We start from the raw sequence: 8,055 nt of genomic DNA on the forward strand, positions 1-8,055 counted from the left end.
GACCTTTGGTGTGGTTTATGCCGATCCGACGCAGTTTGGCGAGAACGTGACCTCTGGGGGAGGCGGCGGTGTGGTCGTGATATTTGACTACAACAACTCACCACGGGGAGGAGCTGATTTCAAGGTTGATGGTGATCTGACCATCAAGAAAGATTACTACCCTTGGGTCGATGAAGAGTTTTTGGGGTCGTACAAAAAAACTGTGGGCTTAGCCGGCGAGGACAGCATCTACCTTCGTTACCAAGCATTACAGGCGCGGCAAGTATATTTCGAACCGGTCGTACATTCCGAGTTCGTAGTTTACTCGGCGGGGCCAAAGGAAAAAAAAGAAGGTAATCACACTAAATTCACCTATCCCGACGGCAGTGTGGTGGCTGACGGCCAATCGCAACCAGACTTCTGGAAGCTACAAAGCCTGCGCATAGGACGCGCCCGCGAATGTTTATCGGTTTGGCAATACCACAAATGTCCTGACCGTCGCCCACGACTATTACCTGAGTGGATTCCCTCCCCTGACAGACCTGGTTTCGGCCAGTACCTCATTGTGGACGAATGGGGTAATGCACTGCCGGCGTATGACTATCAAGTGGTGGGTGCTAACGGGCGAATGTACCGGGAAAAGACTACAAGTGAGGGGCTCACGAAACCCTTGCCGAGCAGTTTTCACCCCTTACGCGAAGTTGAGTTCCCGGTATGGAAGTGAGGATGTCCGCCCTGCCGAGTTCGGTTGTCGAGGCCGTTGATTGCGCCAAGGACAACCCCCTATTCCACCTTGAACCTATCGTAAGAGAACTCGACTCACCTCATGCTGGTAAACGCCAGCTTCACCCCAATCGCAATCAACACCGCGCCCATGGTCCGATCAAACCAATGCCCCATGCGCGCAAACCCGGCGCGTACACGCTGCTGGCTGAACAGCATCGCCACCAGGCAGAACCACAGCGCCGTCGCCACCGCGAGGTAAACACCGTAACCGGCCTGTACCGCCAGCGGCGTGTGGGGGTTGATCACCACGGTGAACAGCGAGAGGAAGAACAGCGTCGCCTTGGGGTTCAGGCCGTTGGTTACAAAGCCTGCGGTAAACGCGCCGCGAGGTGTGCGCTCGCCCACCTCGCGGTGCAACTCGCCTTCGGCTGCGGGCTTGGCCGGCTGGGCGCGCAAAGCCTTGAAGCCGATATACAGCAGGTACGCCGCCGCTGCCCATTTCAATGCGTTGAACAACACGATGGACTGGGACACGATCAAGCCGATGCCCAGCAACGAATAACCTACATGCACGAAAATCGCCGTGCCGACACCCAGGGCCGTCCATGTGCCGGCGCGGCGCCCGTGGGTCACGCTCTCGCGCACCACCACGGCGAAGTCCGGCCCGGGGCTGGCCACCGCCAACAAGTGAATCAAGGCTACGGTCAAAAACTCGGCGACGTACATGCTCACTCCATTAAGTAACGGATTATTTCATCTGATAGGCTCAGCAGATTACGCCTTCGAACCTCGCCGCAAAAGGTACAGTTGATAATGAACAATCGCCGCGCCGTCTTCCTCGATCACCCTTCCCTGGACCTCGGCGACCTCGACCTCAGCGGGTTGCGCGACTGCTTCAACGAGCTGCAGCTGTTCGAGCAGACCACGCCGCAGAATGTGCTCGAACGCTTGCAGGGCGCTCAAGTCGCCATCAGTAATAAAGTCCCGCTCAGCGCCGAAACCCTGGCGGCCTGCCCTGAACTCAAGCTGATCCTGGTTTCGGCCACCGGCACTAACAACATCGACCTTGAAACCGCCCGCGCCCAGGGCATTACCGTGAGCAATTGCCAGGGTTACGGCACGCCTTCGGTGGCGCAACATACGATCATGCTGTTGCTCAATCTGGCGACGCGCCTGAAGGACTACCAGCGAGACGTCGCCGCAGGCAAATGGCAGCAGGCCAAGCAGTTCTGCCTGCTGGATCACCCCATTGTCGAGCTGGAAGGCAAAACCCTGGGCCTGCTCGGCCATGGCGAACTGGGCAGTGCCGTGGCACGTCTGGCCGAAGCCTTCGGCATGCGCGTGGTGCTGGGCGCGATTCCCGGGCGGCCTGCACGCGCCGACCGCGTACCACTGGATGAACTGTTGGCGCAGGTCGACGCGCTGACCTTGCATTGCCCGCTCAACGAGCACACCCGCAACTTTATCGGCGCCCGCGAACTGGCGCTGCTCAAGCCCGGCGCGTTTGTCGTCAATACCGCACGCGGTGGCTTGATCAATGAACAGGCGCTGGCAGAGGCCCTGCGCAGCGGTCATTTGGGCGGTGCGGCCACCGATGTGTTGAGCGTCGAGCCACCGCTGAATGGCAACCCACTGCTGGCCGGCGACATCCCTCGACTGATCGTCACGCCCCATAACGCCTGGGGCAGCCGAGAAGCCCGGCAACGAATCGTCGGGCAATTGAGCGAAAACGCCTTGGGCTTTTTCAACGGCACCCCGCTGCGCGTCGTCAGTTGATAAACTGCGCCCCTTTTCAAGGAGCAGACCATGGATCCGCGCAGTGAAGTACTGCTTCGCCAGGCCGAACTTTTTCAAGGCAACCTGCTGCTGGTCGGTTTGCCTGCCGACGATTTGCTCGGCCGCCTGCCCAACGCCCACGGCTGGAGCTGGCATGCCGGCGATCAGGCGGCGTTGGAGGCGCGTTTTCCAGAGCGCAGCCAGTTCGGCGTGAATGTGCCAGAGCGCGCATTTGATGCGGCGGTGATTTTCCTGCCCAAGTCCAAAGACCTCACCGACTACCTGCTCAACGCTGTGGCGTCGCGCCTGCCCGGTGCAGAGGTGTTCCTGGTGGGCGAGAAAAAAGCCGGCATCGAAAGCGCCGCCAAGCAGATGATTCCTTTCGGCAAACCGCGCAAGCTGGATAACGCGCGGCATTGTCAGCTCTGGCAGGTCACGGTGAGCAACGCGCCACAAGCGCTCGAACTCGATAGCCTGGCGCAGACCTTCGACGTACCGCTGGCCGATGGGCCGCTCAAGGTGGTGAGCCTGCCGGGCGTGTTCAGCCATGGTCGCCTGGACCGTGGCACCGAATTGTTGCTCGATCATCTGGACAAGCTGCCCAGCGGGCATTTGCTCGATTTTGGTTGCGGCGCTGGCGTATTGGGAGCAGCGGTAAAACGTCGCTACCCGCATAACACCGTAACGATGCTTGATGTGGATGCCTTCGCCGCCGCCAGCAGTCGTCTGACCCTGGCTGCCAATGGCCTGGAAGCCGAAGTGTTGACCGGTGACGGCATCGACGCCGCGCCGATGGGGTTGAACGCGATTTTGAGCAACCCGCCATTCCATGTCGGTGTGCACACGGATTATTTCGCTACGGAAAACCTGCTGCGAAAAGCTGCCAAACATCTGGCAAAAGGCGGCGAACTGCGCCTGGTCGCCAACAGCTTCCTGAAGTATCAGCCACTGATAGAAGAGCATTTAGGCATCTGCGCCATCAAAGCAGAAGGCAATGGTTTTCGCATCTACCGGGCCAAGCGCCCCTGACGGGCGTTTGAAAAAGAAGGCTTGCCGAATGGGTTTTGCCTAGGCAGAATCCGCTCCGTCCTAGGGGAGTAGTCTCCCACGAGCCTCGCGCTCTTCCGGCATACGTCAACATACTTGGTCAGCAGACCATGGCGTATGCGACCCAGGAGTCCGCACAGACGGACCGGGGTTTGACAAGACCTATGACACGCACACCTTACCCGGGGCGGGAAGGCTGTACGTGTCATAGCCGTGTCGACCCGCCCCTGGAAACCTACCTGATGCTGGATTCACTGCTCGTCCCTACCGCAATCGTTGCCCTCGCCGAAATCGGCGACAAGACGCAACTGCTCGCGCTTATTCTCGCCGCTCGCTTTCGCAAGCCCTGGCCCATCATCGCCGGCATCGTCGCCGCGACCCTGGCCAACCATGCGGCTGCCGGTGCAGTAGGAGCCTGGTTCGGAAGCTTCTTCTCGGACGCGGTGCTGCATTGGATACTCGCGGCGAGCTTCTGCGCCACAGCACTTTGGACCCTGGTGCCGGACAAGCTCGACGATGACGAAGCCGGCACTACGCGCAAGTTCGGCCCGTTCCTGACCACGCTGATCGCGTTCTTCCTCGCGGAAATCGGCGACAAGACCCAGATAGCCACGGTGATGCTCGCAGCGCAGTATCCGGAGTTGTGGCTGGTGATTATCGGCACCACCTTGGGCATGCTGATTGCCAACGTGCCGGTGGTTCTGGCGGGGAATTTTGCGGCGGACAAACTGCCCTTGACGTTGATTCGTCGGCTGGCGGCGACAGCGTTTTTCATCCTGGCGATTGTGGCGGTGTACAAGGCCATGCAGAGCAGCGGCTGGGTGTAACCCGATTAAAAAATGTGGGAGCGGGCTTGCTCGCGAATACGGAGGGTCAGCCAATACATCCATGACTGAACCACCGCGTTCGCGAGCAAGCCCGCTCCCACATTTACAGCGTTGTCAGGCCTGAGATATCAGGACTTTTTAGACTGCTGATAGAGCGGCATCACCTTCGGAATCGCCGCCTGCAACGAGCTGATCCGGCTGTCTGAAGCCGGGTGCGTGCTCATGAATTCCGGCGGTGCACCTTCCGAAGCCTTGGCCATTTTGTTCCACAACGTGATAGCCGCGTTCGGGTTGTAGCCGGCGCGGGCGGCCAGTTCCAGGCCGATCAGGTCGGCTTCGTTTTCATTGCTGCGGCTGTTGGGCAAGGTCATGCCGTAGTTGGCCACGGTATCGGCCAGCGCCAGGCTGTCCTGGCCCAGGCCAAACAACGCACCGGCGCCCTGCTTGGCCATCTCGATGCCGTAGGCCTTGGACATGGCTTCGCGGCCGTGCTCACGCAAGGCGTGGGCGATTTCATGGCCCATCACGGCGGCCAGTTCGTCATCCGTCAGCTTGAGATTGTCGATCAACGCGCTGTACACCAGGATCTTGCCGCCAGGCCCGCAGTTGGCGTTCATCTCATCACTCTTGATCAGGTTCACCTCCCACTTCCATTGCGCCGCATCCGGGCGGAAGTTGGGGGCCTGGGCGATCAGGCGATTGGCAATGGCCTGCACGCGCTTGGCATTGGCGCTGGTCTTGTCCAGAACACCTTTGCCGCTGGCTTCGCCCAGGGTCTGCTGATAAGACTGGGCGTACATCTGGTCGACTTCCTGGCTCGACAGCATGCTGAACATGTACTGCTTGCGCTCAACCCCAACGGCGCCGCCGCTGGTGGTGTTGACTGACTGACACCCGGCCAGCAACATCGCTGCGACCAACCCGCTTACCGCCAATGACTTCTTCATGAACACGCTCCCTGGAAACATGGCGCGTATCGTAGGCGGACATTTGTATCAGCGCCAGATACATCGGACGTTTAACCGCTGTATTTCGGACACATCTCACGTGTCGGCAGAGACGCTCAGGATCAAGCCGGAGTCAGGCATTCCGGCCCATTGAGCTTGGGATCATTGACCATATTGGCCAGAACCCGCTCGCGCAACGAAGCGGGCTCACTGGCCAAGAGGCTTTGCAGCACAGGCAGCGGCGTCTCGGGATCCAGCCAAGCGGCCTGCCCCGCCTCATCCAGAATCAACGGTCGACGCTGAGCCTGCGCGGCTTGAGTGACCACCGCCGTACTCAACCACACCTGCTCCTGCACCGGGTACGCTTCCCAAATCGCCGCGAAAAACAATGTGGAGCCTTCCCCCGGCGTCAGCCAGTACGGGCGTTTGCGCTGGGTGCCGCGCCATTCGTAAAACCCGTTGGCCGGCAGCAGGCAACGGCGCTGGCGGAATGCTTCGCGAAACATCGGTTGCTCGGCCAGGGTTTCGGCGCGGGCATGGGCCGGCGTGCGGGACAGGTCGGTGAGCCAGGGCGGCGTCAGGCCCCAACGCGCGCGCGCCAGGGTGAGCTGGCCGTCGATGGCGCGCTGGATCAGCACCGAATCATTGGGAGAAATATTCCACTGGGCCTGCTGGTCGGCCGGGAATCCCGGCAAGGCAGCAAAAGCGGGGTTCCAGCGAAACAGGGCATAACGTCCACACATGGGGCAACATGACTCTTGGGATAAACCGACCGACAGCCTAACAGACCAATACGTCGGGAAAGCCGTCGGGTTCATCAAACGGCAAGGGCTGCGCGTCGTTATAAGCGGTTATGAGTTCGCGAGCGTAGGCGGCTTGATCATTATCGACCTCCAGTCCCAGCAAGCCGAAGATCGGCAGTTCACCCGTGCCGCCGAGCAAATGGCGCCCCACCAGGTGCGCCTCGATACCTTCGCTGGCAAGCATCTGTTGCAGCAGCTCGCCTTCCATGAGGTTTTCCGGTTCGTAGATTCGCTGCATGGAGGTACCTGTCAGTCGTTCTCGCTGCGGGTTTCGAGCATCCACTCTTCATCATGGACCTGCAGGTTGAAAGTTATCGGTCTGCAACACACCTGGCAGTCTTCTATATAAACCTGATCACCGCCGGACAAATCCACCGTCGTTTCGACCGGTTCACCACAATAAGGACAATCGTACAGTGCAGTTTCCAGCATCGCAGCCTCCCGAGTGACTTGTGCGTATAATCGCCGGTCTATTTACAGGGCTATTATCGGCCAGGCCCATTACCTGGACCGCCCCCTGGTATTTCCTCTACTTACCCTAGCCGTTTCTAACAAGAGAGCATGATGGGCGAATTCGATACCATCCGACCTTACAACGACAGCGAAGTCCCGGCAGTACTGGAACGGCTGTTCAGTGACAAGGCCTTTCTGGACATCCTGACCCACTTCCGCTTCCCGCGCTTTGCCGGCGCGCTGGGCTGGCTGCTCAAGCCGATGATCGCGCGCAAACTGCGCCGTGAATTCGCCGGCGTCACTACCGTGGCGACGCTGCAGGATAAAGTCGAGTATTACGTCGACCATACCATCGACCGCGCGACTGACGGCGTAACCTATACCGGCGTCGAGCAACTGAAATCCGGCACCGCCTACCTGTTTCTGGCCAACCACCGCGACATCGTGATGGACCCGGCTTTCGTCAACTATGCCGTATACCATGCCGGCCTGCCGACGCCGCGTATCGCCATCGGCGACAATCTGCTGCAAAAGCCGTTTGTCAGCGACCTGATGCGCTTGAACAAGAGCTTCATCGTGCACCGCTCGATCACCGGGCGAAAGGAAAAGATGGCGGCTTACCATCTGCTGTCGGCCTATATCAACCATTCGATTCGCAACGACTGTCAGTCGATCTGGATCGCCCAGGCCGAAGGCCGGGCAAAGGATGGGGATGATCGCACCGAATCGGCGATCCTCAAGATGTTCCACGTCAGCCGCAAGGACGAGCCGTTCGCCGAAGTCATCCGGTCGTTGAACCTGACGCCGGTGTCGATCAGCTACGAGTATGATCCGTGCGACGCCGCCAAGGCCCGTGAACTGTATATCCGTGCCACCACCGGCACCTACAGCAAGGCGCCGGGCGAGGATGACGTGAGCATCGCGCTGGGCATCACCGGTTACAAAGGCCGGGTGCACGTGAACTTCGCGCCGCCGATTACCGAGCGCTTCGAAGACACGAAGCTGCTGGCTGCTGAAATGGACCGGCAGATTCTGGGGGGTTATCGGTTGTTCCCGGTGCACTACCTGGCGTATGCCCAGTGGAACGACGCCGACCCGCAACTGGATGTACCCAAGGCCGAAGAAGTATTCCCGGCCGATGAGCTGGCCAAGGCAGAAACTGAGTGGGAACGGCGCTTGTACGAATGCCCGTCCGAACACCGCCCCTACCTGGTGGTGCAATATGCGACGCCGGTACGCAATCAATATCGAGTCAAGGCCGGCATCGCGCTGTAGACATCGATTCACAGGTGGGAGGGGGATTGCCCTCGATAGCGGTAGGTCAGATACAGACAAGCTGACTGACATACTGCAATCGGGGCAAGCCCTAATGCCAGTCAGTTAAGACAGAACCGGTCCCTGTGGCGAGGGAGCTTGCTCCCGCTGGACTGCGTAGCAGTCCCATTTTTGGGGCCGCTTCGCGCCCCAACGGGAGCAAGCTCCCTCGCCACAGGTCGC

General features: G+C 59.9%; 9 protein-coding genes, 1 pseudogene and 1 riboswitch. Of the genes and pseudogenes, 5 read left to right on the forward strand and 5 right to left on the reverse strand.

Features of this window, described 5'->3' with window-relative positions; translation table 11 throughout:
• Nucleotides 1-703: pseudogene (locus tag Q1V60_RS23650) on the forward strand (hypothetical protein); the annotation flags it as partial.
• Between the two features lie 95 nt (nt 704-798).
• Here the strand turns inward: Q1V60_RS23650 and Q1V60_RS23655 are convergent.
• Nucleotides 799-1,431, reverse strand: a complete 633-nt coding sequence (locus tag Q1V60_RS23655; protein ID WP_300635350.1) for a LysE family transporter — start codon at nt 1,429-1,431, stop codon at nt 799-801.
• An 84-nt stretch (nt 1,432-1,515) separates the two neighbouring features.
• Here Q1V60_RS23655 and Q1V60_RS23660 point away from each other — a divergent pair, with 84 nt between their 5' ends.
• From Q1V60_RS23660 to Q1V60_RS23670, 3 genes are all read left to right on the forward strand, one after another.
• The gene (locus tag Q1V60_RS23660) at nt 1,516-2,481 is read left to right on the forward strand and encodes a 2-hydroxyacid dehydrogenase (protein WP_300635364.1); all 966 of its coding nucleotides are present in this window, start codon (nt 1,516-1,518) and stop codon (nt 2,479-2,481) included.
• 30 nt (nt 2,482-2,511) lie between these two features.
• Entirely contained in the window at nt 2,512-3,510 is a 999-nt protein-coding gene (locus Q1V60_RS23665) for a class I SAM-dependent methyltransferase (RefSeq protein ID WP_300635352.1), read from the forward strand.
• A 51-nt stretch (nt 3,511-3,561) separates the two neighbouring features.
• Nucleotides 3,562-3,681, forward strand: a riboswitch (yybP-ykoY riboswitch).
• Between the two features lie 89 nt (nt 3,682-3,770).
• Nucleotides 3,771-4,355: a TMEM165/GDT1 family protein gene (locus Q1V60_RS23670; protein WP_300635366.1), complete on the forward strand. Its 585-nt coding sequence runs from the start codon at nt 3,771-3,773 to the stop codon at nt 4,353-4,355.
• A 128-nt stretch (nt 4,356-4,483) separates the two neighbouring features.
• On the opposite strand, the gene Q1V60_RS23675 is transcribed toward Q1V60_RS23670, so the two are convergent.
• From Q1V60_RS23675 to Q1V60_RS23690, 4 genes are all read right to left on the reverse strand, one after another.
• Nucleotides 4,484-5,302, reverse strand: coding sequence for a M48 family metallopeptidase (locus tag Q1V60_RS23675; RefSeq protein ID WP_300635354.1), 819 nt, complete (start codon nt 5,300-5,302; stop codon nt 4,484-4,486).
• Nucleotides 5,303-5,424: 122 nt separating this feature from the next.
• Nucleotides 5,425-6,045, reverse strand: coding sequence for an SOS response-associated peptidase (locus Q1V60_RS23680; protein WP_300635356.1), 621 nt, complete (start codon nt 6,043-6,045; stop codon nt 5,425-5,427).
• A gap of 37 nt (nt 6,046-6,082) precedes the next feature.
• Entirely contained in the window at nt 6,083-6,343 is a 261-nt protein-coding gene (locus Q1V60_RS23685; protein WP_300635358.1) for a DUF2007 domain-containing protein, read from the reverse strand.
• An 11-nt stretch (nt 6,344-6,354) separates the two neighbouring features.
• Nucleotides 6,355-6,537, reverse strand: coding sequence for a CPXCG motif-containing cysteine-rich protein (locus Q1V60_RS23690; RefSeq protein ID WP_300635360.1), 183 nt, complete (start codon nt 6,535-6,537; stop codon nt 6,355-6,357).
• A gap of 132 nt (nt 6,538-6,669) precedes the next feature.
• On the opposite strand from Q1V60_RS23690, the gene Q1V60_RS23695 reads away from it, so the two are divergent.
• Nucleotides 6,670-7,833: a 1-acyl-sn-glycerol-3-phosphate acyltransferase gene (locus Q1V60_RS23695; protein ID WP_300635362.1), complete on the forward strand. Its 1,164-nt coding sequence runs from the start codon at nt 6,670-6,672 to the stop codon at nt 7,831-7,833.
• Nucleotides 7,834-8,055: the final 222 nt, after the last annotated feature.

The sequence above is a fragment of the Pseudomonas sp. genome (assembly GCF_030147005.1).
GTDB lineage: Bacteria > Pseudomonadota > Gammaproteobacteria > Pseudomonadales > Pseudomonadaceae > Aquipseudomonas.